The organism is Enterovibrio sp. QJM3NY_24, assembly GCF_057786035.1.
Genome location: NZ_CM173520.1, coordinates 600,978 through 625,281, shown reverse-complemented (window position 1 = coordinate 625,281; position 24,304 = coordinate 600,978). Strand labels below are relative to the sequence as shown.

At 48.6% G+C, this 24,304-nt stretch carries 22 protein-coding genes; 16 read left to right on the top strand and 6 right to left on the bottom strand.

What is annotated here, in order from left to right:
- The first annotated feature begins 53 nt into the window (after positions 1 to 53).
- Entirely contained in the window at positions 54 to 962 is a 909-nt protein-coding gene (locus tag AC3CIC_RS19175) for a hypothetical protein (RefSeq protein WP_017007314.1), read from the top strand.
- A 116-nt stretch (positions 963 to 1,078) separates the two neighbouring features.
- Here AC3CIC_RS19175 and katB read toward each other — a convergent pair whose 3' ends face one another.
- Positions 1,079 to 2,539 (bottom strand): catalase KatB, encoded by a 1,461-nt coding sequence (katB, locus tag AC3CIC_RS19170; RefSeq protein ID WP_488516744.1) that lies wholly within the window; start codon positions 2,537 to 2,539, stop codon positions 1,079 to 1,081.
- Between the two features lie 348 nt (positions 2,540 to 2,887).
- Between katB and AC3CIC_RS19165 the strand changes: the two genes are divergently transcribed.
- Positions 2,888 to 3,256 (top strand): winged helix-turn-helix transcriptional regulator, encoded by a 369-nt coding sequence (locus tag AC3CIC_RS19165; RefSeq protein WP_488516743.1) that lies wholly within the window; start codon positions 2,888 to 2,890, stop codon positions 3,254 to 3,256.
- Positions 3,257 to 3,364: 108 nt separating this feature from the next.
- On the opposite strand, the gene AC3CIC_RS19160 is transcribed toward AC3CIC_RS19165, so the two are convergent.
- Positions 3,365 to 3,778, bottom strand: a complete 414-nt coding sequence (locus AC3CIC_RS19160) for a LacI family DNA-binding transcriptional regulator (protein ID WP_488516742.1) — start codon at positions 3,776 to 3,778, stop codon at positions 3,365 to 3,367.
- A complete protein-coding gene (locus tag AC3CIC_RS19155) occupies positions 3,726 to 4,406 on the bottom strand; it encodes a LacI family DNA-binding transcriptional regulator (protein ID WP_488516741.1) in 681 nt (226 codons plus the stop codon). The genes AC3CIC_RS19160 and AC3CIC_RS19155 overlap by 53 nt, the downstream gene beginning before the upstream one ends.
- A gap of 226 nt (positions 4,407 to 4,632) precedes the next feature.
- On the opposite strand from AC3CIC_RS19155, the gene AC3CIC_RS19150 reads away from it, so the two are divergent.
- From AC3CIC_RS19150 to AC3CIC_RS19130, 5 genes are all read left to right on the top strand, one after another.
- Positions 4,633 to 5,937, top strand: a complete 1,305-nt coding sequence (locus AC3CIC_RS19150) for a M24 family metallopeptidase (RefSeq protein WP_394209159.1) — start codon at positions 4,633 to 4,635, stop codon at positions 5,935 to 5,937.
- A gap of 169 nt (positions 5,938 to 6,106) precedes the next feature.
- Complete coding sequence (locus tag AC3CIC_RS19145) at positions 6,107 to 7,093, top strand: thiamine pyrophosphate-dependent dehydrogenase E1 component subunit alpha (RefSeq protein ID WP_488516740.1); 987 nt, start codon at positions 6,107 to 6,109, stop codon at positions 7,091 to 7,093.
- Positions 7,081 to 8,061 (top strand): alpha-ketoacid dehydrogenase subunit beta, encoded by a 981-nt coding sequence (locus AC3CIC_RS19140; protein ID WP_488516739.1) that lies wholly within the window; start codon positions 7,081 to 7,083, stop codon positions 8,059 to 8,061. Before AC3CIC_RS19145 ends, AC3CIC_RS19140 begins: the two co-directional genes overlap by 13 nt.
- Positions 8,058 to 9,518, top strand: coding sequence for an NAD-dependent succinate-semialdehyde dehydrogenase (locus tag AC3CIC_RS19135; protein ID WP_488516738.1), 1,461 nt, complete (start codon positions 8,058 to 8,060; stop codon positions 9,516 to 9,518). Before AC3CIC_RS19140 ends, AC3CIC_RS19135 begins: the two co-directional genes overlap by 4 nt.
- A 14-nt stretch (positions 9,519 to 9,532) precedes the next feature.
- Positions 9,533 to 10,978, top strand: coding sequence for a dihydrolipoamide acetyltransferase family protein (locus AC3CIC_RS19130; RefSeq protein WP_488516737.1), 1,446 nt, complete (start codon positions 9,533 to 9,535; stop codon positions 10,976 to 10,978).
- A gap of 114 nt (positions 10,979 to 11,092) precedes the next feature.
- Here the strand turns inward: AC3CIC_RS19130 and groL are convergent, their stop codons facing one another.
- On the bottom strand, positions 11,093 to 12,703 hold the full coding sequence (gene groL / locus AC3CIC_RS19125) for a chaperonin GroEL (RefSeq protein WP_488516736.1): 1,611 nt from the start codon (positions 12,701 to 12,703) through the stop codon (positions 11,093 to 11,095).
- Positions 12,704 to 13,105: 402 nt separating this feature from the next.
- Here groL and AC3CIC_RS19120 point away from each other — a divergent pair, with 402 nt between their 5' ends.
- From AC3CIC_RS19120 to AC3CIC_RS19090, 7 genes are all read left to right on the top strand, one after another.
- Entirely contained in the window at positions 13,106 to 13,909 is an 804-nt protein-coding gene (locus AC3CIC_RS19120; RefSeq protein ID WP_394209165.1) for an SDR family NAD(P)-dependent oxidoreductase, read from the top strand.
- A 70-nt stretch (positions 13,910 to 13,979) separates the two neighbouring features.
- Positions 13,980 to 14,915: a sugar ABC transporter substrate-binding protein gene (locus AC3CIC_RS19115; protein ID WP_488516735.1), complete on the top strand. Its 936-nt coding sequence runs from the start codon at positions 13,980 to 13,982 to the stop codon at positions 14,913 to 14,915.
- Between the two features lie 161 nt (positions 14,916 to 15,076).
- Positions 15,077 to 16,096 (top strand): ABC transporter permease, encoded by a 1,020-nt coding sequence (locus tag AC3CIC_RS19110; protein WP_488516734.1) that lies wholly within the window; start codon positions 15,077 to 15,079, stop codon positions 16,094 to 16,096.
- Positions 16,097 to 16,120: 24 nt separating this feature from the next.
- A complete protein-coding gene (locus AC3CIC_RS19105) occupies positions 16,121 to 17,071 on the top strand; it encodes an ABC transporter permease (protein WP_394209168.1) in 951 nt (316 codons plus the stop codon).
- Positions 17,068 to 18,624 carry a sugar ABC transporter ATP-binding protein gene (locus tag AC3CIC_RS19100; RefSeq protein WP_488516733.1) on the top strand — a complete coding sequence of 519 codons (1,557 nt, stop codon included), beginning with the start codon at positions 17,068 to 17,070 and terminating at the stop codon, positions 18,622 to 18,624. The genes AC3CIC_RS19105 and AC3CIC_RS19100 overlap by 4 nt, the downstream gene beginning before the upstream one ends.
- Before the next feature lie 68 nt (positions 18,625 to 18,692).
- Positions 18,693 to 19,577: an NAD(P)-dependent oxidoreductase gene (locus AC3CIC_RS19095; protein WP_488516732.1), complete on the top strand. Its 885-nt coding sequence runs from the start codon at positions 18,693 to 18,695 to the stop codon at positions 19,575 to 19,577.
- A gap of 23 nt (positions 19,578 to 19,600) precedes the next feature.
- Positions 19,601 to 20,305 carry a ThuA domain-containing protein gene (locus AC3CIC_RS19090; protein WP_488516731.1) on the top strand — a complete coding sequence of 235 codons (705 nt, stop codon included), beginning with the start codon at positions 19,601 to 19,603 and terminating at the stop codon, positions 20,303 to 20,305.
- An 87-nt stretch (positions 20,306 to 20,392) separates the two neighbouring features.
- Here AC3CIC_RS19090 and AC3CIC_RS19085 read toward each other — a convergent pair whose 3' ends face one another.
- Together AC3CIC_RS19085 and AC3CIC_RS19080 are read right to left on the bottom strand one after the other, a co-directional pair.
- Positions 20,393 to 21,898: a GGDEF domain-containing protein gene (locus AC3CIC_RS19085; RefSeq protein ID WP_488516730.1), complete on the bottom strand. Its 1,506-nt coding sequence runs from the start codon at positions 21,896 to 21,898 to the stop codon at positions 20,393 to 20,395.
- A gap of 37 nt (positions 21,899 to 21,935) precedes the next feature.
- The gene (locus AC3CIC_RS19080) at positions 21,936 to 22,448 is read right to left on the bottom strand and encodes a hypothetical protein (RefSeq protein ID WP_488516729.1); all 513 of its coding nucleotides are present in this window, start codon (positions 22,446 to 22,448) and stop codon (positions 21,936 to 21,938) included.
- Positions 22,449 to 22,783: 335 nt separating this feature from the next.
- Here AC3CIC_RS19080 and AC3CIC_RS19075 point away from each other — a divergent pair, with 335 nt between their 5' ends.
- On the top strand, positions 22,784 to 23,563 hold the full coding sequence (locus AC3CIC_RS19075) for a phospholipase A (protein ID WP_488516728.1): 780 nt from the start codon (positions 22,784 to 22,786) through the stop codon (positions 23,561 to 23,563).
- A gap of 201 nt (positions 23,564 to 23,764) precedes the next feature.
- Positions 23,765 to 24,049 carry a type VI secretion system PAAR protein gene (locus tag AC3CIC_RS19070; protein WP_407334013.1) on the top strand — a complete coding sequence of 95 codons (285 nt, stop codon included), beginning with the start codon at positions 23,765 to 23,767 and terminating at the stop codon, positions 24,047 to 24,049.
- The last annotated feature ends 255 nt before the right edge of the window (positions 24,050 to 24,304 follow it).

Below are 24,304 nucleotides of genomic sequence, written 5' to 3'. Positions count from 1 at the left end.
TGTGCAGATTGTCACTTCCACTGATGAATACTGCCTTTTTTCTGGAGCAACCCATGACAGCGAAAAAAACCACATTCAACATGCCTTTGACTCTAGCCGCGACGCTATGCTTGGGTTTAACAGCCTGCAACAGCACGAGTATCGCGCTGACAGATTCCGACGTCGATTTTTCTAACTGCCGAGAGATTGCAGGAGGTATTGTCGTTTCAAAAGCCGACTTACAAGCGCAGGTGCCGGCGGGGGTCACTGTCAATAGTCTCACCGACATGGGTTTTGTGTTCGAAGGCTCGGACGACAGAGGCATGCTGATTGTGCGTTCGCTTGCGTGCGAAGCCATTCAAGTCACCGATACGAACGGCAACATCCGCACCGACGAAAACGTTGCGTTTGCACATGTCGGTACACCCATCAATGTTGCCAATTTCCCAGCGACTACGTATTCAAACGACAGCGTTAACGGTGCGGATTTCAATATTTATGCGCTGAGTTATCAGACGTCTTCCCCTGCGTATTTTGGCGCAATGAAGCGAGCAGGCTTACAAAACATCGCGTTGAACGAAGCCATCGTCAATAATCTGGAAGACACAGACCCTAACGTGTGCAACACGGCTAATTTAATGGTGAACGTACCCGGAAACAGCGAGTATGCGTTTGGTATTTCGGGAGAGGTTGTCGAAGCCACGGCAGATTGCCACGTCGGTGGTACGGATTTCATTGCTAACTGGTGGTCTGTGGATGGCAGTAATCAGGTGACAGCATTGAGTAATACCGTTATGGACCAAACCTTTACCGACACCGCGGGACCCAATGTCATAGTGGTTACCAATGAAGGCACCACAATGAATGATCTCATTGGCGCAAATAGCAGCGCATTTACCGGCTTTTCGGGCAGTGGTTACATTCCGTCTGAAGGCCTTGGCAACACGGACATGGTCGCTGAAGCGTTAGGTGAATTAGACTAACTGATATTCTCCTGCGGGCACAAAATTGACCTCTCACGTACGCGCCAAAGAAAAAGGGACATCGTTTTCGTTGTCCCTTTTTTGTGTTGCTTAGAAAATCTAAAACACGTCGCGTTCTACAAACCCAACGTGTTCGCGATGCGTTGACCGTAGTCTGCATCGGCGTTGCTGAAGTGCTCGGTCATTTTGCGTTGAACATCTTCAGAAGCTTGAGACAGCGAACCGCAGATGGTTTCAATCAGACGCGCTTTTTCATCTTCGCTGAACAAGCGGTACAGGTTGCCTGCTTGTGCAAAGTCGTCTTGATTGTAGCGGCTGTAACGGTCTGCTTCGCCGTCTAAACGCATTGGTGGTTCTTTAAATTCAGTGGCTTCAACCAAATCATCTTGTTGGTTAGGGCCAAAGTTTGGTGACGCATTTTGACCTGTCTGATGACCGGAGTAAGGGCATTGCGTGCCTGCCATCGCGCCAGCACGTTGGTAATGATTTGCCTGTGTGGCATGCGGGCAGTTTACGGGTAGGTGGTTGTAGTTTGCACCTAAACGGTAACGCTGAGCATCCGCGTACGCGAACAGACGCGCTTGCAGCATCTTGTCTGGAGACGCACCAACACCTGGTACCAAGTTGCTTGGCGCTAACGCCACTTGCTCAACTTCAGCAAAGTAGTTCTCTGGTAAACGGTTAAGTTCTAACTCGCCGATTTCAATCAATGGGTAGTCGCTGTGCGGCCATACTTTTGTCAGATCGAACGGGTTGATGTGATAGGTGTTCGCATCCGCTTCCGGCATGATTTGAACGTTCACGCTCCAACGCGGAAAGTGACCGTCTTGAATAGCCAAAACCAAATCACGCTGGCTTGAATCTGGGTCAATACCGCGCAGAATCGCTGCTTGATCATTGGTCAAGTTCACTACGCCTTGTTGGCTCTTGAAGTGGAACTTCACCCAAAAGCGCTCACCTTTGTTGTTCCAAAGAGAGTAGGTGTGTGAACCATAGCCGTGCATTTGACGATAGTTCGCAGGAATGCCGCGATCAGACATCAACACCGTCACTTGGTGCATACATTCTGGGTTTAACGACCAGAATTCCCACATGGCCTGAGCATCTTTTAGGTTGGTATGTGGGTTACGTTTTTGAGTGTGGATGAAATCTGGGAATTTAATACCGTCACGCAGGAAAAACGTTGGCGTGTTGTTACCGACGATATCGTGGTTACCACGTTGGGTGTAAAAACGAAGGCCAAAACCGCGTGGGTCTCGCTCTGCGTCCGCCGAGCCCATTTCGCCGCCCACCGTTGAAAAGCGAACAAACGTTTCTGTTTGTTTGCCTTCGCCGTTGAAATGATCAGCCAGTGTGAATTCAGCCATATCACGGGTCAGCGTGAATGTACCGTATGCACCAGTGCCTTTGGCGTGAACAATACGCTCTGGAATTCGCTCGCGGTTAAAATGCGCTAGCTTCTCGATAAGATGCCAATCTTGCAACAATACTGGGCCGCGCTCTCCGGCGGTCAGTGAGTTTTGATCATCGGCAACAGGTGCGCCATTCTGGCTGGTGAGGTAACGTGAATTTTCCATTTTTTTCCCTAAACATGTTCATGCTCGATGCACAAACAAGAATCAATATCATTCCAGTATGGAGAGTTATAAACGAATATTGGTTATTAATATTGATTTAAATCATATTAATAGTGATAGATGTTATTTGGATGAGTTTTTGTTAGGGAATATGTTGCATCTGCGTGCGGGTGTTGTATGGGCTTTTAGCGTATGGGCGGACAGGAAAACTCAACAGAGCATTCAATATGACTTGATGAAACCTTGGTAACGCTTCCATGTTTCAACCTGGTTCATTATGGTAACCTTGGGTCAGGTGCTAACCTGTGTACTTTAAGTGACCTGTATGTCTGACAAGAGAATTTAATCGTGAACAGCGAAGTGAAAATCGACGTTAAAGGCCGTAAAAGTGTGGTCAACACGTGTACTGAACCCTGTGCTATCGAAAAGGGCATGCGTCTAATTGGTGGAAAATGGAAGGGGACGCTGATTTACCACCTGAAAGATGGACCCGTACGATTTAATGATTTGGCCCGTTTGCTCGGCGGGGCGAGTAAAAAAATGATCGACCAGCGCTTGAAAGAGCTGGAAGCAGAAGACATGGTCGTGCGTAAAGTGATCAGTGATCGCCCCATTGCGGTGAGCTATGAATTGACCGAATTTGGTCGTAGTGCTTTGAAAATACTTGATGATTTGAGAGTGTGGTCCGAGCATCATCGAATCGAACTTCGAAAATAACACCCGCCAGTCAGCAATGTGCGGACTGGCGGGTTTCTTCTGCACGCTCTACATTTCGAATGGTATTACCGCATACGCATACCGAATCAAATCCGAATGGTCTCGTCGCTATTTTCTCGGTGTCGTCGTCGATTTACGCACAACCAGCTTAGGTTGCAGTAATACCTTGCGAGGGAAAGCACTGTCGCTTTCTTTACGAATTTGACCAAACAACATGCGTACAGATTGATCGCCAAGCTGAGTTTGTGGCAGTGATACTGTCGTCAAAGGAATGCGGAACCAATCAAGGTAAGGCATATCATTAAAGCCGGTGACGGACACGTCTTTCGGAACTTCTCTTCCTACCGTTTCAAGTTCGTCAATGCACCCCAAAGCCAACAAATCATTGGCTGCAATCACAGCGGTAACTTGAGGGTGTTTTTCCAGTAAGCTTTTTGTCGCCAGCTTTCCTGCTTCTTCGGTAAATGCGCTAAACCAAAACCGCAGGCACGTTATCCGGCGGAAGTTCGAACATATCAGCAATAGAAATAAAGGCGTGGCGTCGGCTTAATCCACTCGAGATCTCGTTCGGACCCGCAATGTGGGCAATGTGACGATGACCAAGCTTATAAAGGTGCTCGAACAGCTGATAGATACCTTCACGGTCATCAACTAAAACCTGATCAGAGGCGAGATTGTCGATAACGCGGTTAACCTGCACCAGCGGTTTGCCATGATCGAGACAATAATCCACCGTGGGATCTTTGCGAAACGCCGAGGCGAGGATAATACCGTCTACATTTCGAGCAATGAGTCTTTTGACTTCCTCAAGCGCAAGAGCCTGATTGTTTTCGGTGTAAGCCAGCGTGAGCGTGTAGCCCAGCTTATTGGTGAGTTGTTGGATCTCATGAACCAGAGGCGGGAAGATCGGGTTCAAAATATCGGGGATCATCATACCAATGGTTTTCGTTGCACCGCGCTTTAGTGCCGTCGCCATGGGATTGGCGGTATATCCCATTTCTTCACTTTTCTTTTCCACCATCTCAATGACACGGTCAGAGACCAAATGTTGTTTTTCTGGGCTCAATGCCCGTGACACCGTGGATGGGCTAATACCGAGTGCAGCGGCTACGTCTTTGACAGTTATGCGTTTATTTTTATCGTTATCCAAAACTATTCCCTAAAACAGCATTACCTAACGTGAATGAAATCGGGCAACTTTGCTTTAACATTGTATCAACCTTTGCATTGACAGCTAAGTTACTATGTGCTGCAATCGTTTGCAAGTTGGTGGTTTTTTGTGCGTGCAGCCGATCATGGTTTTAATTCGCGACAATCAACCACCTATTATTTGCTTAATCAATGCAAACGATTGCAATAAATGGAGTCTTAATGCTATGAGTATCGTGAAACCAACGGAACCGGAAATTATTAGAGAGTCTGACATTGAGCCAGGCTGGGACTGGTCTAAGCGTATTCCCGCACCCGGTAGGATGAGTGTCGACTTTGAACAGCGTGTGAACTTCAATCGATTGCATCAATATCGCTTAGGCCGTTCGCGTAAAGCCTTAGCAGAGTCTGGTTTGGGTGCGGTACTGTGTTTTGACAATAACAACATTCGTTATTTGACCAGTACTGTCATTGGCGAATGGGCACGAGACAAAATCGCGCGTTATGCCTTGTTTACGGGTAACTCTGATCCGTACTTGTGGGATTTCGGTTCTGCGGCAAAGCATCACCAGCTTTATCAAGGGCTTATCGACCCAGATCACTTCAAAGCCGGTATGTTGGGTTTGCGTGGCTCGGTGGCGAAAGAAGCGGGTTTGTTCAAGCAAGCGGCGCGAGACATTAAAGCACTGCTGGTGGAGGAGGGGGTGGCAGATATGCCTCTTGGCATCGATGTGTGTGAGCCGCCAATGTTGGAAGCGCTTCAAGCTGAAGGCTTAGATGTTCGCGATTGTCAGCAAGTGATGTTGGAAGCGCGTCAAATTAAATCGATGGACGAAATCGTGTTGCTCAATATGGCTGCAGCCATGGTAGATGGGGCTTATCACGAATTGGCGGTGAACTTAAAACCCGGCGTTCGTGAAAACGAAAGTGTCGCCAACGCGAACAAATTTCTTTATGACAATGGCTCTGACGATGTAGAAGCCATCAATGCGGTCTCGGGTGAGCGCGGCAGCCCGCACCCACACAACTTTACTGACCGTATGTATCGCCCCGGTGATCAGGCGTTTTTCGACATCATCCACTCGTTCAACGGCTATCGCACCTGTTACTACCGCACCTTAAATGTTGGCAGTGCAAGCCAAGCGCAGCAAGACGCGTACAAGCAAGCACGTGAATGGATTGATGCCGCCATTGATCTTATCCGCCCTGGCATGACCACAGACAAAATCGCCGCAGTATGGCCAAAGGCCGAGAAATTTGGCTTTGCCAGCGAAATGGAAGCGTTCGGATTGCAGTTTGGTCATGGTTTGGGTTTGGCACTGCATGAGCGCCCAATTATCAGTCGATTGGTCTCGATGGAAAACCCTTTTGAGCTTCAAGAGGGCATGGTGTTTGCGCTTGAAACCTATTGCCCGTCTGCCGATGGTAATGGTGCGGCACGTATCGAAGAAGAAGTGGTGGTGACGGCCGACGGCTGTGAAATCATTACGCTTTTCCCGGCGCAGGAGCTCTTCATCGCCAACAAATACTGATTTTTCAGCCGCTGCGGCGTCTTTCTATTGTGTTATCGGCTTCTCATGTAGGCGTACTACATGTCGAAGCCTCTGCCTTGGATAAAGAAGCCACGTCTGCTGCAAACTTTAGCTCAATAGCGCATAGCACCGTTGAGCGTACCCAAGAATCATTCAAAAGGAACAGACTATGTCGGAAAACAGTCTGGAGACACGGCTGTCACTCTACCGCACCATGTTGCGGGCGAGAGGCTTTGAACAGCGTGCCTCCGATCTCTTTCTTCAAAACCTTGTGAAGGGCACGAACCATCTGGCATTAGGTCAAGAGGCCGTGGCAGCGGCATTTGGTGTCGCCATGCAAAAAGGCGATTACACCTATTGCACCTATCGCGGACACACTCACACCTTGGTACGAGGGGTCGACATGACCGCACTATTCGGCGAGTTGATGGGCCGAGATTGCGGTATTTTGCGCGGCAAAGGCGGTTCTATGCACTTAACCAGTGTTGAGCATGGTGCCATGGGTTCATACGCCATCATTGGTGCGCAGCTATGTATTGCCAATGGCAGTGCGTGGAAGAGCCAATACAAAAAAACCGGCGAAGTCAGCGTGGTGTTCTTTGGCGATGGCACCACCAATATCGGTGCATTTCACGAGGCATTGAACTTCGCTGTGGTATGGAATCTTCCCGTTGTTTTCGTGTGTGAAAACAACCTGTATATGGAATACACCCCAATTGGCAACGTCACAGCGGTTGAACATCCTGCCGCAGATCGTGCCAGCGCTTATGGGCTGGAGAGCATTATTGTCGATGGTAACGATGCCGATGCCATGTTTGATGTTGCGTCAACGGCGATTGAAAAAGCACGCAGCGGTGGTGGCCCTTCTTTGATTGAAGCGAAAACGTATCGCCACCAAGGGCATTCTCGTGCCGACCCAGGTAAGTATCGCCCTGCTGAAGAAGTGGCGCGTTGGCTTGCATACGATCCTATTCCTCTTTATCGCTCACGTCTTGAAGGTGAAGGCATCGAAGAGAGTGTGCTCGAGAAAATTGAAAGCGAAGTGAACAAGGAAGTGGATCAGGCAACCGAGGCGGCGAAAGCGTCGCCGACGCCTGATACGTCATTGTGTTTTGAAGATGTCTGGGCCAACGGAGGTTACGCATGGCGCAACTAATGAGTTATCGCGAAGCAGTCGCAGCAGGGATTGCGCAAGAATTACGCCGAGACGAAGACGTGGTATTTCTTGGCGAAGATGTTGCTGCCGCAGGCGGTGTTTTTAAAGCCACGGTGGGGCTGTTTGAAGAGTTCGGCCCAGAGCGTGTGAGAGACACGCCGATTTCTGAGCAAGCCATTTTGGGTGCGGCAATGGGGGCAGCCATGACAGGCTTGAAACCGATTGCGGAAATCATGTTCTCAGATTTTCTTGCCGTGTGTTGGGATTTTGTTGCCAACGAAATTCCGAAAGCGCGATACATGACAGCGGGTCAGGTGTCGGTGCCATTGGTGATCAGAACCGCGAATGGCGCAGGCTCGCGCTTTGGTGCGCAGCATTCTCAGAGTGTCGAAAACTGGGCGATGATGATCCCGGGTATCAAGGTCGTCGCCCCTTCTAATCCTGCCGATGCAAAAGGCTTGATTGCGGCAGCGGTTCGCGACCCAGACCCAGTGATTGTTTTTGAACATAAATCGCTATATGCCATGAAAGGCGAAGTGCCGGATGGCGATCATGTGGTTAATCTCGGTGAAGCAAATGTGCTTCGTAAAGGCCATGACGTGACCATTGTGGCGCTGGCGGCCATGGTGCCAAGAGCCCAAAAAGCGGCAGAAATCTTAGCCAAAGAAGGGATTGATTGCTCGGTGATCGACCTGCGTTGCCTTGTACCGCTGGATACCAAAACGATTTTAGAAGATGTCGCAAGAACGTCTCGGCTAGTGACGGTAGAAGAGAACCCCCAGCTATGTGGCTGGGGGGCTGAAATCGTCTCAATCGTGGGCAAAGAGCGTTTCTTTGATTTGGATGCGCCACCCACTCGCATCACCACGCCGCATATTCCTCTGCCCGCCGCGGATAACTTGGAAGACCATGTGATCCCATCGGTAGAACGTATCGTGGCTGAAGTGCGTGAGGTGGTTCAGATATGATTGTTGATGACATCACGCTGCCCACCGGATTAAAAATCGGTGGCGAGTGGCGACATACAGGGCGGGCAGACATTCCCGTCTACAACCCTGCTAACGAATCTTTGTTAACCTCGATTGCGAGTGCAGATTCACAAGATGCCAAAGACGCAATTGATGCGGCTAGTCGGGGTTTTGCTGAGTGGCGAAAAACCTCGCCACGTCATCGCTCTGAAGTGCTTCGTCGTGCTTATCACCTGATGCAGGAACGAAAAGAAACGATTGCTCGTATCATTACGCTTGAAGAAGGCAAAACGCTCAATGAAGCGCGGGGTGAGGTGAATTACGCCTCGGAATTCTTTCGTTGGTTTGCCGATCAAGTCGTGCAGATGAATGATGCATTATCTTCAGCGCCCAATGGTGATAAAGCCATTATGGTGACCCATCATCCTGTTGGTGTTGCGTATCTGGTGACGCCGTGGAATTTCCCCGCTGCAATGGCGACGCGAAAAATTGCGCCAGCGTTGGCGGCAGGCTGCTCGGTGATCTTAAAGCCCGCGACCGAAACACCGCTCACGGCGTTGTATGTTGCCGCGTTACTCACGGAAGCTGGCGTACCGGATGATGCTATTTCTGTGTTGCCATCAAAAAGCGCACGCAGTATTTCTGAGGTCATGTTTGCCGATGAACGCGTAAGAAAAGTGTCGTTCACGGGCTCAACGGAAGTGGGACGTGTGTTGCTGCACAATGCGGCAGAGCGCGTGGTGAATAGCTCCATGGAATTGGGTGGTAATGCACCGCTGTTGGTGCTGGACGATGCGGATTTTGATACCGCGGTGGAACAAACACTGGTGGCCAAAATTCGCAACGCGGGCGAGTCCTGCATTGCCGCAAACCGAATCTATGTCGCGCGTCAGCATTATCACGCGTTTAGTGAAGCGTTGGCGGCGAAAATGGGTGCGCTCGTCATGGGTGATGGCACGCAAGACGGTGTAGATATTGGCCCATTGGTTAATCGTGATACCCAAAAGAAAGTGGCGTCCTTAGTCGATGATGCCGTTGCAAAAGGCGCGAATTTGCTTACGGGTGGCGTACAGCCAAGTGGCGTGGGGTATTTCTATCCACCGACTGTGCTCAATGACATTCCTGACAATGCCGACATTCTGTATACCGAAATTTTTGGCCCCGTCGCCGTGATCATTCCGTTTGATGATGAGCAGGCTGCGATTGATGCTGCCAACAACACCATCTTCGGTTTGGCGGCTTATGTGATGTCCTCTGATACGGCACATGCCGTTTCCGTTGCCAAACAACTTGAAGCGGGTGTGGTGGGGATTAACAAAGGTGTGATTTCTGACCCAGCCGCGCCCTTTGGTGGCATGAAGCAAAGTGGCCTTGGTCGCGAAGGTGGCTATGTCGGTATCGATGAATTCACTGAAACCCAATACATCGGCCTTGATTGGCCCGGTTGTTCCCAATAAGCCAGGAGGCAGACATGGATATCATCATGCCCCAATTAGGGGAAACCGTGGCAGAAGGGGAAATTCTTCTGTGGCACAAAGCCGAAGGTGACGACGTCAAAAAAGGCGACGCACTGTTTGAAATTTCCACCGATAAAGTCGCGATGGAAGTGCCCGCGATGGAAAATGGGGTGCTGACCAAAATCATCGCTGGCGTTGGTGAAATCATCCCTGTGGGTGAGCCCGTCGCCGTGTTAGCTGTTGAGGGCGAAGAGGTAGCCGTTGCGAGCTCAGGTAACTCAAGTCGCGCGGCATCCTCGGAGACAGAAGTCGCTAAATCCGCATCGTCGAATGAAGCCAAGGCTGGGTCGAACGAGTCCAAAACCCGCTTACAAGGCGGAAATGGTTTGTTTTCGCCAGCAGTGAAATATCTCGCCGCCACAAATACAGTCGACTTGTCAGCGATCGCTGGCAGCGGCAAAGGTGGACGGATCACCAAGCGGGACATGCAGACGCACATTGAGCAATCCCCTGCTGACAATTCGCCAGCACGAGATGCAGAAGCTTTGGCTGCAATGGCAGAGCTATCACCGTCTGTGCGTCGTTTGGTGACAGAGCATAGTGTCGATATCAATCATGTTGATGGCACTGGCAGGCACGGGCGGATTACCGAGTCTGATGTTTTATCTTATCTTGATGGTGACGCTGCACCGGCTCCACGCGCAACGCAAGCCAGTCAGGCAAGTCCGGTTTCACCGTCGCCAATCTCGATTCAAGGAGAAGCGGTGCCATTTACGTTTGTGCGTAAGCAAATTGCGCGTCAAATGGTGTCATCGGTGCAAAATGCCGTGCATGTCGCGCAGGGGATGGAGATCAGTTTTGATGCGGTGGAAGATGTTAGGCAGGCACAAAAAGTGGCCTTCAAACAACGTTACGGTTGCAGTTTAACGCCGCTCGCTTTCATTGCCAGAGCTGTTGTGAAAGCGTTACAAGCGTTTCCACAGCTTAACGGACAAGTGGGTGCGGATAAGCTGGTACTGAGTGTACCCATCCATTTAGGTATCGCGGTGGACCTTAATCATCAAGGCTTGGTCGTGCCTGTTATTAAACATGCTGACACGATGAATGTGTCGGGATTAGCAAGACAGATTGCAGAGCTTGCCGCGAAAGCGCGTGAAAACCGTTTAACACCGGATGATATGAGTGGTGCAACCTACACGCTTTCTAACAATGGCGGTTCAGGTACCGCGTTTACCACGCCGATTATCAATCACCCTGAAATTGCGATTTTGTCTATCGACAGTATTGTTCGCAAACCCGTGGTGGTGAATGTGAATGGCAGAGAAACGTTGGGAATAGGCAGTGTGGGTATGCTGGTGCAATCGTTCGATCATCGGGCAGTGGATGGCGCATATTCTGGCGCATTCTTGCAGCAAGTGAAATCAATGATTGAGTCCCACGATTGGCAGGGCGAGCTCTAGGTCGAGGCTTCAATAGAGAAACGGTAACAAGCAAGGGTAACAAGAGAAATAACAAAGGGAGCGTGAGCTCCCTTTGTTGTGTCTAGCTTTCGGACACAAAGCCTTAAACTAACATTAGTGCTCGTGGTGGTGTGATGGCACGTAGTCAGGGTCAGTGTCACCGACCAGTGCTTCTGTGGTGAGCATTAATGCCGCGATGGAGCTTGCAGTTTGCAGTGACAATCGTGTCACCTTGGCGGGGTCTATCACGCCCATCTCCAGCATAGAACCAAATTTACCATTGGCCGCGTTGTATCCGAATTCGAAGGGTTGATTGCTGACTTTTTCAAGATAGACACCGGCATCGAGCCCTGCATTTTTCACAATCTGTCTAAATGGCGATTTCATTGCATCTAGCGCGATTTGCATACCTGCTTTTTCATCATCGCTCGTGGCATCGGGCAGGGCCATGGTTTCACAAACACGCAGCAGAGCAATGCCACCGCCAGGTACAATACCTTCTTCAATTGCCGCTCGGGTTGCGTGCAAGGCATCTTCAACGCGGGCTTTCTTTTCTTTGACTTCGGTTTCGGTGGCGGCCCCAACTTCGATCAATGCAATACCCCCTGATAAGCGGGCGCGTCGTTCGGTCATTTTCTGCATGTCATATTCAGAATCAGAGCTTTCGATTTCGGCGTTGATTTGTGCAATGCGATCAGCAATTCGCGCTTCAGTACCTAGGCCTTTGATTAAGGTAAACGAATCTTTAGAGAGTTCGATTTTTTCGACCTGACCAAAGTCATGCTCACTGATCTGAGCGACATCATGACCGGTTTCAGACGACATGACGGTAGCGCCAGTGAGTGCGGCAATGTCATGCAAAATCGCTTGACGGCGCGGGCCGAAACCGGGCGTTTTTACGGCAACGACATCTAACGTTTTACGCATGTGGTTAACAACGAGGGTAGAGAGGGCTTCACCTTCTACATCTTCTGCCATGACAAAAAGCGGTCGTTTTTGCTTGGCAGCAATTTCCATGGCAGGTACCACTTGATCAAACTGACTTAGCTTGCCATCAACCAGTAAGATCAATGGCATAGCATGTTCAACGCGCATTTTCCCTCTCACGTTGACGAAATGTGGTGAGAGATAACCGCGATCAAATTGCATGCCTTTTACCACGTGTAATTCGGTGTGAAAGCCTTTGCCTTCTTCAATAGTGACAACGCCATGCTCACCGACGGCACGAATCGCCTCGGCGACGATTTTGCCAATGCTGGTGTCATTGTTAGCAGAGATGGTGGCGACATGTTCAATGTCTGCTTCCTGATTGCAAGGTACAGCTTGGTCTTTCAGCGCTATCACAGCGGCTTGAATGGCTTTTTCGATACCGTGCTTAATATCGATGATGTTGTAGTTCGCCGCTTGAGCTTTGAACCCTTGATTAAGAATGGCTTGTGCAATCACGGTCGAGGTTGTCGTGCCATCCCCCGCTTCATCGTTGGCTTTCGACGCGACGGCACGGATCAACGATGCCCCCATTTCTTCCATTTGCCCTTTAATCGCGACTTTGCGTGCGACGGAAACGCCATCTTTGGTGATGATGGGCGGTTGGTCGAAATTGCGCATGACCACATTTCTCCCCTTGGGACCGAGCGTCACCTTTACGGCATCCGCCAAAAGGTTCGCGCCTATCAGTAAGCGCTTGCGTGCGTCTTCGCCAAATTCCAGATGATCTTGATGCATAGCTATCCCTCGCGTTGTTTCTTGTCATTTGTATCTATAACGTTAAACCTTTTGCAAACGTTTGCAATAAAATCGGCATTTTTTTGCAATAAATGCGCTTTCGAGGCTATTTGCACCGAAGTCGGTTTGTGATCAATATTGGGGTTTTGGAAGGAATATTTAATCTACAGAAACGGCGTGATGGGAGATATTTTCTCTTTTTAACAAGGTTATAGCAATAGGCTGTTAAATATACCTACTGCATGCTCTCAAAAATGAAGCAGGGTAGCCTATTTTTATCGTGCATTTCTTGTTCTATGCTTGTTGCTAAATGTAAATCATAAGTTAACGAAAATTCATTGCAAACGTTTGCTGTCAGCCTCAAGGGTAGGTGTTGATTAACAGCAAAATAAGGAGGGCAACTTGGATACATCGAGACTGGCGAAGAAACATGTGCTGATCACAGGGGCTGCGCGCGGCATGGGCGCAGCGATTGCAGAAAATTTTGCAGAGCAGGGAGCGAAAGTCTGTGTTGCTGACGTGAATCTTGATGGTTGTCAGGAGGTTGTTGATCGCATCAAAGCAAAAGGTGGCGAAGCGATAGCGGTGAAAATGGATGTGACAAAGCGCGCTGATATCGCAGCGGGCGTGAAAGCAACCGTCGATGCATTCGGTTCAATCAATGTGATGCTCAACAACGCGGGTATTAATAAGCCGATGATGTTCCTTGATATTACAGAGGAAAATTGGCAGCAAATCATGGATGTAAACGGATTGGGTTGTTTGATGGGCATGCAAGAAGCTGCCAAGCAAATGATCGTTCAAGGCCCAGAAGACGAGCCTTACAAAATCATCAATGTCGGATCCATTGTGTCTCGCATGGCATTTGATGACGTGGTGCCCTACTCATGCAGTAAGCATGCAGTGCTTGCCATGATCAATGGCGGCGCGAAGGCATTGGTGAAACACAACATTACAGTGAACGGCTATGGCCCTGGCGTGGTGCGTACCGAGCTTTGGGAGCAACTCGATAAAGATCTGGTCGCCATTGGTAAGTTTGAGAAGGCTGGTGAATCCATGGACACCTTGGCGCGAGAAATGATTCTTCTTGGCCGTTATTCCTACCCTGAAGATGTGCTCGGCACGGCCAGTTTCCTCGCAAGTAAAGACTCAGATTACATGACGGGTCAGCTCATCATGATTGATGGCGGCATGGTAATGCAGTAACAGGCCGGGAAGGTCTGTCGCAACTTGAAAGCACTCTCTCATTGGGTGCAACAGCAACGGAGCGGTAAGGATGAAAACAATCAGTAAAACCTTGTTAGGTCTGATGATTACGGCAAGTGCAACAGCAGTCAGTGCCAAAGATTTGGTCATTGGTATTACGCAGAACAATGTTGGTGTTGATTCATACCAAACCACCTATGAAAAAGCGTTTAAGGAAGCCGCCGGAAACACGGAAGGTGTGGAAACGGTGGTTTTGGATGCTGGTGGTGATGTCGCGCGCCAAATCGCACAGATACAAGATCTCATCCAACAGAAAGTGGACGTGATTATTATCTGGCCAACCAATGGTAAAGCGGTGGTGCCTGCTATTCGTAAAGCGAAGCAGTCGGGTATTCCGGTTGTTGTCACCAACTCCAATGTGGCAGAGGAAGGCCAACAGTTTATTGAATCGTTCTCTGGGCCAAACAACATTGTTCAAGGTGCGTATTCTGCCGAGATGATGTGTGATGCATTGGGTGGTAAAGGCGAGATCGTGCAAATTTCCGGTCAGCCAGGCTACACAACAGCTATCGAGCGTCAGACAGGGTTTGAAGACAGGCTGGCTGTTGCGTGTCCTGATGTGAAAATCATGGAAACACAACCGGGTGATTGGAACCGTGAGAAGTCACAACGCGTGATGGAAAATTTCCTGACCAAGTATGACAACATCGACGGCGTCTATTCCGGTGATGACAACATGGGCGTAGGCGCACTAAATGCGGCGAAAGCGGCAGGGCGTGAAGGTATTGCGTTTATCGGTGCCACTAACTTTGCGGTTGGCTATGAAGCCATGGGTCGTGGCGAGTACTGGGGATCGGTTTACCAGTCACCGGTAGATGATGCGGAAAACGCATTGGCGACGGTCATTGCTATCGCAAATGGCGAAGAAGTGCCGAAACTTAACTACTTCGATACGCCTAAAATTACGCAAGAGAACATGGCTAATTTCACCAAGCCTGTTTTCTAAAAAGCGTATCGCCTCTTTACTCTTACGTGAGAGCGTTAATGTTGACGAAGAGTACAGAGGCGTTGTTCTGCTTCTTTTGGCCTTCTTCCATATTACATGGTGAGAAAGGCACCTTTCAGCAAGGATTGCGACGCTCTCTCTACTCATCAAGGGATATGTATATGGCTTCAGGATCTCCAACTGATGCTGCCAAAAAGGGTGGTGCGGTAGACGGTAAAACGCAAGCATTCTCAGTGAAAACGCTGATGGCGCGACATGGTATTTTAGTTGCGTTTTTTATGTTTATCGTTGCGTTTTCACTTTCATCTGACCGATTTCTCAGCACGGATAATTTTATGACGGTGGTTCGTCAGGCGTCTATCGTTGGCACGATTGCGCTCGGTGTGACCATCGTTGTTATTGGCGGAAACCTTGACCTTTCGGTCGGTTCGCTACTTTCTTTCTCCACCGTTCTGGTGGTTGATTTACACGATAAGGTCGGACCTGGGCAAGCAATTTTACTGATGTTCCTCTTTACGCTTCTGGTCGGCGTGGTGAATGGCTTTTTGGTTGGCTATTTGCGGCTTAACTCGCTCATTGTCACTCTGGGCATGCTCTCTGCAATACAAGGCTTAACCTTGATTTACACCGGTGGGCAGAACGTGGATATCGCGAATCAAGAAGACACCTGGTTTGCGTTGTTCGGACGAGGTTTTCTTGGACCCATCGCGGTGCCTATCATCATCTTTTTAGTGTTCGCAGTGATCTATGAATTGCTGTTAAAGCGCACCGCTTATGGGCGAAAGATCTTTGCTGTGGGCGGTAACCCTATCGCCACTGCGTACTCAGGCATTCGTCGTAACAAACTGGTATTCAGTACCTATCTCTTGTCGGCTTTTTCGACAGGCTGCGCTGCACTCATCTTGGGTTCGCGGGTCATGGGTTCACAAAATAACGTGGGGCAGGGCTATGAATTGCTCGTACTTGCAGGCGTTATTTTGGGGGGAACCAGTTTGTTAGGCGGCTCAGGCAGCATCACTAAAACCGTGATTGGTGTATTGATTCTGGGCTTTATTCAGAACGGCTTACTGCTACTGGGCTTCCCTTATTACGCGCAATGGCTCGTGACATGGGCAGTGATTATTCTTGCTGTTTGGCTCGATGTGGGCACGAAACGCGGCAGTTTCTTCACCAAATTTTGACGGAAAGCCGAAGGAGATTAAACGATGGATAGAATTGTCCGCTTTCTGAAAACGCAACCTATATGGATATTCGTTGTGTTTTGTATTGTGTTGTTCAGCTTTTCGTCAGAATACTTTTTTGATATCACCAATTTTCAAAACATCTTGATACAAACCTCCACGATTGGCTTTATCGCCCTTGGGATGACGGTGGTGATGATCAACGGCAACATTGATCTGTCAGTCGGTGCTGTCGTGGCATTGTCGGCCAGCCTTGCCATTGAACTGCAAGGCTCGATCGGTATACCCGCGGCAGTTCTGATTGCGCTGGCGTCAGGCGCTTTGCTTGGGATGCTAAATGGGGTGATTGTTTGGAAGACGGGGGTGGATGCATTCATTGTGACCTTGGGTGCCATGATTGGCGTGCGCGGTTTGGTGTTTGTTTACACCGGCGAGCAATCTTTCTATGCCAGCGATTTTGCCTATTCAGATTTTGGTTCAAGTTCGGTGTTTGGTTTTCCAACGTTGGCGCTACTGTTTTTGGTCGCTACGTTAATTATGCACTTCGTCATGAAGTACACCGTTCATGGGCGCAATAGCTATGCCGTGGGCGGAAACCGAAAATCTGCGATTGATGCAGGGATAAGAGTTGGCCCTCACATGATGATTAACTTCATGCTGGTGGGTTTCTTTGCTGCACTTGCAGGTGTGACGCTTTCCACCCAAATGGGCGCGTCGACACCCAACCTTGGGCGTGATTTCGAGCTTTGGACAATCACCGCGGTTGTACTTGGCGGAACCCGTCTAACTGGGGGCGCGGGCAGTATCATGGGAACGCTCGGAGGCGTACTTGCTATCGGCATTTTGAGAAACGGGTTGAATCTGCTTCAAGTTCCCGCGTTCTACGTGCTGGTGATCATGGGCTCGATACTTATTCTTGTTCTCTTTATCGATAAGAAAGTTAACCAAACTGAGCGTGGAGGCGTAAGCGCATGAATATGACAGCAAAGACAAACGCTGAAGCCGCTTCACCATCAGTCGCACCGACGCTGGAATTGAAAAATATCAAAAAGGTGTTTCCTGGTGTGGTTGCTCTGAATGGCGTGAGTTTTGATATTCGAGCAGGTGAAGTGCATGCTTTGCTGGGAGAAAACGGCGCGGGTAAATCAACCCTAATGAAAGTGATGTCCGGCATTTATCAGGCAGAAGAAGGCGATATTCTGATTGATGGCGAGGTGGTCACGCTTAAAACCCCGATGGATGCTAAACACCACGGCATTTTGATGATCCACCAAGAGTTATCGTTGGTGGAAGACATGACGGTGGCTGAAAACATCTTCCTTGGCATGATGCCCACCAAGTTGTTTGGTGTGGTGGATTACACCAAGCTTCGCGCGCGCGCCGCAGAAATTCTCGAACGTTTGAATTGCGATTTTGGGCCTGATGATCAGGTTTCGTCGTTGACCATTGCTAAAAAATACATGGTGGAAATTGCGCGTGCTTTGGTGTTCACACCCAAAATCGTGATTTTTGATGAACCAACGGCATCGCTGACAGACTATGAAAAAGTCGTGTTGTTTGAGGTGATCAAAGAGCTTCAGGCTCACGGTGTGGGCATTGCTTATATTTCTCATCGAATGGAAGAAATCTTCGCCATTTCTGACCGCTTATCCGTGCTGCGAGACGGCGAATACCGTGGCACTTTGATCACAAAAGACACCAATGAACCGGAAGTGACGGCGATGATGATCGGCCGTGAACTTGAAACGGGCAAAGTGGTTCAAATGGCGGCAGGTGGCGATATACGCCTGGAAGTGGAAGGGTTGTCGCTTGAGCGTCACTATCAAGATATTTCGTTTAAGATCCGTGAAGGCGAAGTATTGGGTATGTATGGGCTGGTTGGCGCTGGGCGTACTGAAATCGCAGAAACCTTATTCGGTTTGCGTCAGCCTGATTCCGGCACTATTCGATTCGAAGGCCAAGAAACAGTAATCAACGACAGCCAAAAAGCGGTAGCGCTTGGTATTGCCTTGGTGCCGGAAAACCGCAAAGAACAGGGCTTGGTGTTGGCCATGAGCTGTCAGGACAACATCACCATGGCGCAGCTTGATCGTGTATCTGTTATAGGGTGGCTGCTCGAAGGTAAAGAGAGCTCGGTATATAAAAAGTATGCCGATCAATTGTCCATCAAAGCGCCCGATGGCAGCTATCCCGTCGGTAACCTCAGCGGTGGTAACCAACAAAAAGTGGTGATCGGCAAGTGGCTGTCGATTCATCCTAAAGTCCTCATTCTTGATGAACCAACACGCGGCATTGATGTGGGCTCCAAATCAGAAATTCATGCCCTGATCCGAGAGCTGGCACGATCTGGTCTCGCTGTTTTGGTGATTTCTTCGGAAATGCCAGAAGTGCTGAATGTCAGTGATCGAATCCTCGCAATTTATGAAGGGAAAGTGATGGAAGAGTTTACGGCTGAAACGGTCACCGAGAATCGATTGGTCACCGCCATCACAGGTCAAACGGCCGAAGCGAAAAGCAATCTCAGTTAACGCTAAACGCTAGGTTTCAAATCAGTTCGTCAACAATTCAGTTCGACAACTTAGTACATAGGTATCGCATGCACATTGGCTTTATTGGATTAGGCCGGATGGGGTGGCTGATGGCCGCCAATCTGGCTCGCCAAGGCGTTCGCCTGTCGGTTTGGAACCGAAGCGAAGACAAGTCCCGCTCACTCACAGATGCATTTCCGAATGTGATAGCAGCGAAAACACCTGTTCAAGTGGCGTCGACCTGTGATGTGGTGTTTACCATGCTTGCCAATGATGACGCGGTGAAATCGGTATATTTGGATGAACAAAATGGCTTGGCGGCGATAACGGTTCAACACGCTACCCATTGGGTGGAAATGAGCACCATCAGTCCCGCGTTATCAGAAGAACTTTCAGACTTTGCCAAAACAAAAGGCGTTAACTACATCGATGCTCCAGTTTCCGGCAGTGTAAACGCGGCCGAAGCGGGTGAGTTGGTTTTTATGTTGGGTTCAGATAATGCCGTGCCAGAGCGTGTTCAACGCTGTTTTTCGATCATGGGTAAAGCGCAGTTTTTGCTAGGCAGCGCAGGCAGGGGACACGCGGCCAAGCTTCTCATTAACAGTGTGATTCACAGCCAGAATCAGATTGTAGGAGAAATTTTAGCCTTGGCCGCTTCTTGTCATGTTGATCAGAAAATGCTGATGACGTTGTTGGGAGAAAGTGCGGCGGGTTCGCCCATGATTCGATTTCGAACACCACTTTACCTTGGCGAAAGTGACGCTGTCACCTTCGCGCTTCACTTAGCAAAAAAAGACATGGCACTTGTGGCGGATATGGCAAAGCAAAATGATTGGTCGCTGGCGCAAATCAAGACGAATTTGCAGCAATTGGAAGCGGCAGAAGAGCAAGGTTGGGGTGAAAGAGACATGGCGGCTATCGCCCCGTTCTTGGCGAGCCAAAAGAATCAATAACTGTGTGTAATAAGGAAAAGGCGATGGCAAAGAAAGCGGCGTTGTTTGTGGGTGGTTGGGAAGGACATACACCAACGGTATTTTGTGATTGGGCAACACAACTGCTAGAAGAGGAAGGTTTTGATGTCACGTCATATGCCACGTTCGAACCCTTGTTAGACCCTGAAGTGACTGCCTCACTAGACCTCATTGTGCCTATATGGTCTAGCGCCCGAAGTAGCCATCAGGATGAATTTGGCAATATTACGCGTGAGCAAGAGCAAGCATTGTTGAATACGATTGCAGCAGGTTGTGGCATCGCGGGTTGGCACGGACATATGGGCGACGCCTTTCGCGACCATCCGACCTACCATTTCATGATTGGTGGCCAATTTGTTGCCCATCCTCCAGGCTGGCCGGACAACCCAATTCCGTCTGATGATTTCGTCGATTATCGCGTCACGTTCACTAAAAATGACGACCCATTCATGACGGGGTTAGAAGATTTCGATATTCATGGCGAGCAATATTACATGCTGGTTGACCCAAGCAATGATGTTCTCGCCACCACGACTTTCTCTGGGGACTACCTGCATTGGATTGAGGGTACTGTTATGCCCATCGCATGGCGTCGCCGCTGGGATCAAGGAAAGGTATTTTACTGCTCGATAGGCCATACCGTGGAAGAATTGCAACAGCCTATGGTAGACAAATTGATGCGCAAAGGTTTTGTCTGGGCGGCTAGGTAGTTAGATATATCTAGGCCTAGATCGAAACAGCCACTGAACTCTTCAGTGGCTGTTTGTCGCTGGGTAAGAGCAATTGCGATATACACTTTAGATTGACTTGTTTACTGCTGCTTCTTGCTTGTCATTTTCTTTGATGTTCCAGGCATTTCTTTGCGGGATCTTTTGGTCATGTACTGTGCTGGTGGCGACCTGATTTCGGCCACTGCGTTTGGCACGATAGAGCAGAGAATCTGCCTTATCGAATACATCAGAGAACGACAAGTTAGAGGCTAAAGGGCTGACTAATAATGCACCTACTGAAATAGTGACTACGGTGCGCTCGGAAGCATGAGGAATAGCGAGATCTTCAACGCTACTGCGCATTCGTTCTGCAACCGTTTCAAGCGCACTGGCATTTTCAATTTGAAGCAGAGCGACAAACTCTTCGCCGCCAATTCTGAAACACAAGTCGTCTTTGCGTAATGCGCTTAAAATGGCGTTTGCGGTGGACTTAATCACGACATCACCGCGTCCATGTCCGAAGGTGTCATTAAATGCTTTGAAATGGTCAATATCACAAACAACAATGCCAAAAAGCTTATTTTCGGCACGTGTTGCTTGGAAAAAAGCGTCGGCATGTTCCGTATAGCTGTGGCGTCCTGCTAGCCCAGTGAGCGCATCAGTATCCGATTGATGCCGCAATATCTTCATTTGTGTTTGGGCTTTGAGGGTTAGCGTGTGAAGACCACGAGCCAGCACGCCAATCTCATCATTGCGGCGAAGCTCCTCGAGATCCGAGATATCGAGGTGTTCGATGTCGTGGTCTATTCGTTTAGCTAGCCTACTTAGTGGTGCAACCAACCAATGTGTGACGCCGATAATCAGCAATAGAGAAACACACAATGCCACAAAGGCTTCAATGGCTAAGGTGATAAATATCTGCTGCTTAAGAGTGAACAGATTAGCAGCATCAAACACCGCCCAAACATGACCGCCATTTTTGTTGATCAGTGGCAATTGTACGATCAGAACCTCATCCTCTTGGTGAAGCTGAAACGCTTTTTCTGAATGGCTAGAAGGAGGCCAGCGTGGCGTAAACGATGATGATAGACGCGTACTTTTTTGCAGAGCGTCCAGGTCATCAACTGTTTTGTTGAGTACGAAATTCAGTTTTCTATTTCTCACCTTGTCTTGATTTTCGGGATTATCAAGCGCAGCCATCAGCGTGTTTTTTCGTGTTGAAACGTCGTTGATCTCATCTTGCGTGACATCCGTTCGCCACACTGTCATGTGCTCTCGTGAATAGCGCACACTGACGGAGTTTTCGCTGTAATCTGATTTCCCCTGGATGTCGAGAAACAACAACTCTCCAATATTAAAGAGTGCTTCATTTTGAGAGGGCATCATTAGGTTGGCATAATTTCGGCCTGCGACTGCGGCGGAAAAGTCACGGACCAGAGGCGTCAGCGTGCGCTCGGCCCGTTCGTTGGCATAGTTAACTCGGCTTTCCCATTCACTTTGATAGCGCGAGGCGCTCATCCCAGCGATAAGCACTAGCACCAACATCAGATGAGAAACAAAGAGAAGCTGATTTATCGTAAATCTTTTTAGCACTCAAAAATCCAAATCAAAGGGGAACGGTTAACTGAAATTACTCATAAAGAGAAGAGACAGGCTCCGTGCAGGTGCCGTTTATACATATGTCTTTGTAAGTATCATGACAACTTTGACAAAAGGCAGACTCTAAGGAGGAGTGCATGCTGCTGATGTCTTCACCTTTTCGGTTGTAGCTACCATAAAGGGCTAATCCGCCAAAGTGCTCTGTTACCCAGATAATTCCCTGTGCTTCAGACACGGCAATCACTGTCGGCCCATCGCTATAAGGGCCATGGGTTTTGTATTCTTCAAGTTTCTTGGGATTCACGCGGATAGTGAGAGGCGAGCCTTGACCATCATTGATCCATGAATATGCTCTTACGGATTCTTGCATAAACAAAGAGGCGTCAGGGGGGAGAACGGTATCCGCTGGGAGATTCATGGATTCTTTAACAACGGGCCAGTCTTCCCAGCCGTTTGGGTAACTAGCAATTGAATCTGCGAATACTGAGCTGCTAAACAACAGCGTGAATAAAAAAGTAAAATATCGGCGAGCCGAAAACAACATAAGTAAATTCCATTTTAGTAACAACATTTAGCGTCTTGGTGACCAAGTCTCATTTATGATAATTGTTACGATGGGGGTGTCACAATAAAATCCTTCAATAATGCGGCGTTGCAACAGGTCTAATCAAGAATTGCAGACATGACGACAACAAATCTTCAGTCCCCAGTGCCTCTTTGTCACTTCGCGACATCTCCGGCTGACTCATTGTTGATTCAGCAGGTTAATCTCGACATTTAACGGATCATGGCCATCTATACTCTCGTTGATTTCATTGCTCTGTTTTTTCGTTATTGTTTGCGGAGAAAACATTGAATGTCGATTTTCAGGGAGGTTTGATGAACACACTGCTTTGCCCGCTTGTTATGTCGGCGCTCATCGCGCCCATAATCTTGATATCTCCAACAGTGCAAGCATCTGAAAATGTGTTTTCAGCGCACAGAGATAACTACTTGTTGCCGTACTACAAAGAATCCAACGTTAATCAAGCGCGGTTTGCTCCGTTGAACCCTAACGATAGCGAAGCAAAGGATACCTTTGTGCAATTCCAGTTCAGTGTGAAGTATCGGATTTTGAGGTTTGAAGATGATGGGCTGTATATGGCTTATACCCAGCGCTCAAACTGGGAGGCTTATGATAGCTCAGCCTATTTTCGCGACAGTAATTACAACCCAGAACTCTTCTATCAAATGAACATCGCTCCGTGGCAATTTTCGCTGGGGGCTGAACATGAGTCGAACGGAGCAGGGGGTGACAATGAAGTTAGTTGGAATCGAGCTTACGTTGATATCAAGCGCAACTTTGATTGGGGCTATATCCGATTCAAACCCTGGTTTAGGTTTGGCAGTGTGAGCTATAACCCGAATATCACAGACTATCTTGGCTATGGCGAAACAGAACTGGGATGGCGTCCCACTGAGAATCAAGAAGTAAAGGTACTTTTTGGCAACTTATTTGCTAAAGACTTAGATCGCGGATACTACCGGCTGAGTTGGAATGTCCCAATCTATCAAGGGTTGCGCGGATACATGAAAGTCGAAACGGGCTACGGGCTAACCATTTCCAATTACAACTTCAAAGAGAGTGCTTATGGCATGGGTGTGGCGTTCAACTTTTAAACGTTAGATCGAGCAAGAAATTGCTCTCTGGGCAAGAATTGGCTCATTGCTGAGCAATTATTTGCTCGAATTAAGTGATCCGATGACTATAAGATTTTGAAAATAAAACAATTAAAAGATGGATCACTTTTTGCATTATCTAGCTTGCTAACCAGCAGAATTTGTTTTTAACACACAGTGTCATTATAAGGATTAATCGTCATGGGAAATGCAGTCGTTTTAGGTAACATCGGCACCGATCATGACGGGTTCCACCCATCACCTGTAATCTCCGCATCGCCAGATGTGAAGGTCGATGGCATCCCTCTCGCTCGACAGGGCGATGCGCTAGCACCTCACGATAAGCCGAAAAACCCGCCCCATGGAAGAAGCATTTCTGCTGGCTCTCCAACGGTATTTGCAAACGGAAAGCCTGTTGCTCGAACAGGGGATGCGGTGGGTTGTGGTGGTGTGGTGATTGGTGGTGGTACGGTAAATATTGGTTAAAGCTATATCCCCAAAAATTCCCACTGAACAAGCACATTGAAAGTGCTTAGATATTTGATAATCACAACATGTTAAGTTTTTTGCATGTAAATAGCGGGTCATTGAACAGTGCTAGTTTGACATTAGTAAACGCCTTATATGATTTATCCCTCACTTCAAACTATTCACACCACTCATGATAATCTAATCTTTCATTACTAATGGATGATAAAAGCATTATTAATTAGGTTTTTCTAATTTATTTAAAATTCAAAG

Coding starts and splice junctions, on each gene's coding strand:
- AC3CIC_RS19175 (WP_017007314.1), top strand. CDS start 54: ATGACAGCGAAAAAAACCACATTCAACATGCCTTTGACTCTAGCCGCG.
- katB (WP_488516744.1), bottom strand. CDS start 2,539: ATGGAAAATTCACGTTACCTCACCAGCCAGAATGGCGCACCTGTTGCC.
- AC3CIC_RS19150 (WP_394209159.1), top strand. CDS start 4,633: ATGAGTATCGTGAAACCAACGGAACCGGAAATTATTAGAGAGTCTGAC.
- AC3CIC_RS19145 (WP_488516740.1), top strand. CDS start 6,107: ATGTCGGAAAACAGTCTGGAGACACGGCTGTCACTCTACCGCACCATG.
- AC3CIC_RS19140 (WP_488516739.1), top strand. CDS start 7,081: ATGGCGCAACTAATGAGTTATCGCGAAGCAGTCGCAGCAGGGATTGCG.
- AC3CIC_RS19135 (WP_488516738.1), top strand. CDS start 8,058: ATGATTGTTGATGACATCACGCTGCCCACCGGATTAAAAATCGGTGGC.
- AC3CIC_RS19130 (WP_488516737.1), top strand. CDS start 9,533: ATGGATATCATCATGCCCCAATTAGGGGAAACCGTGGCAGAAGGGGAA.
- groL (WP_488516736.1), bottom strand. CDS start 12,703: ATGCATCAAGATCATCTGGAATTTGGCGAAGACGCACGCAAGCGCTTA.
- AC3CIC_RS19115 (WP_488516735.1), top strand. CDS start 13,980: ATGAAAACAATCAGTAAAACCTTGTTAGGTCTGATGATTACGGCAAGT.
- AC3CIC_RS19110 (WP_488516734.1), top strand. CDS start 15,077: ATGGCTTCAGGATCTCCAACTGATGCTGCCAAAAAGGGTGGTGCGGTA.
- AC3CIC_RS19105 (WP_394209168.1), top strand. CDS start 16,121: ATGGATAGAATTGTCCGCTTTCTGAAAACGCAACCTATATGGATATTC.
- AC3CIC_RS19100 (WP_488516733.1), top strand. CDS start 17,068: ATGAATATGACAGCAAAGACAAACGCTGAAGCCGCTTCACCATCAGTC.
- AC3CIC_RS19095 (WP_488516732.1), top strand. CDS start 18,693: ATGCACATTGGCTTTATTGGATTAGGCCGGATGGGGTGGCTGATGGCC.
- AC3CIC_RS19090 (WP_488516731.1), top strand. CDS start 19,601: ATGGCAAAGAAAGCGGCGTTGTTTGTGGGTGGTTGGGAAGGACATACA.
- AC3CIC_RS19080 (WP_488516729.1), bottom strand. CDS start 22,448: ATGTTGTTTTCGGCTCGCCGATATTTTACTTTTTTATTCACGCTGTTG.
- AC3CIC_RS19075 (WP_488516728.1), top strand. CDS start 22,784: ATGAACACACTGCTTTGCCCGCTTGTTATGTCGGCGCTCATCGCGCCC.
- AC3CIC_RS19070 (WP_407334013.1), top strand. CDS start 23,765: ATGGGAAATGCAGTCGTTTTAGGTAACATCGGCACCGATCATGACGGG.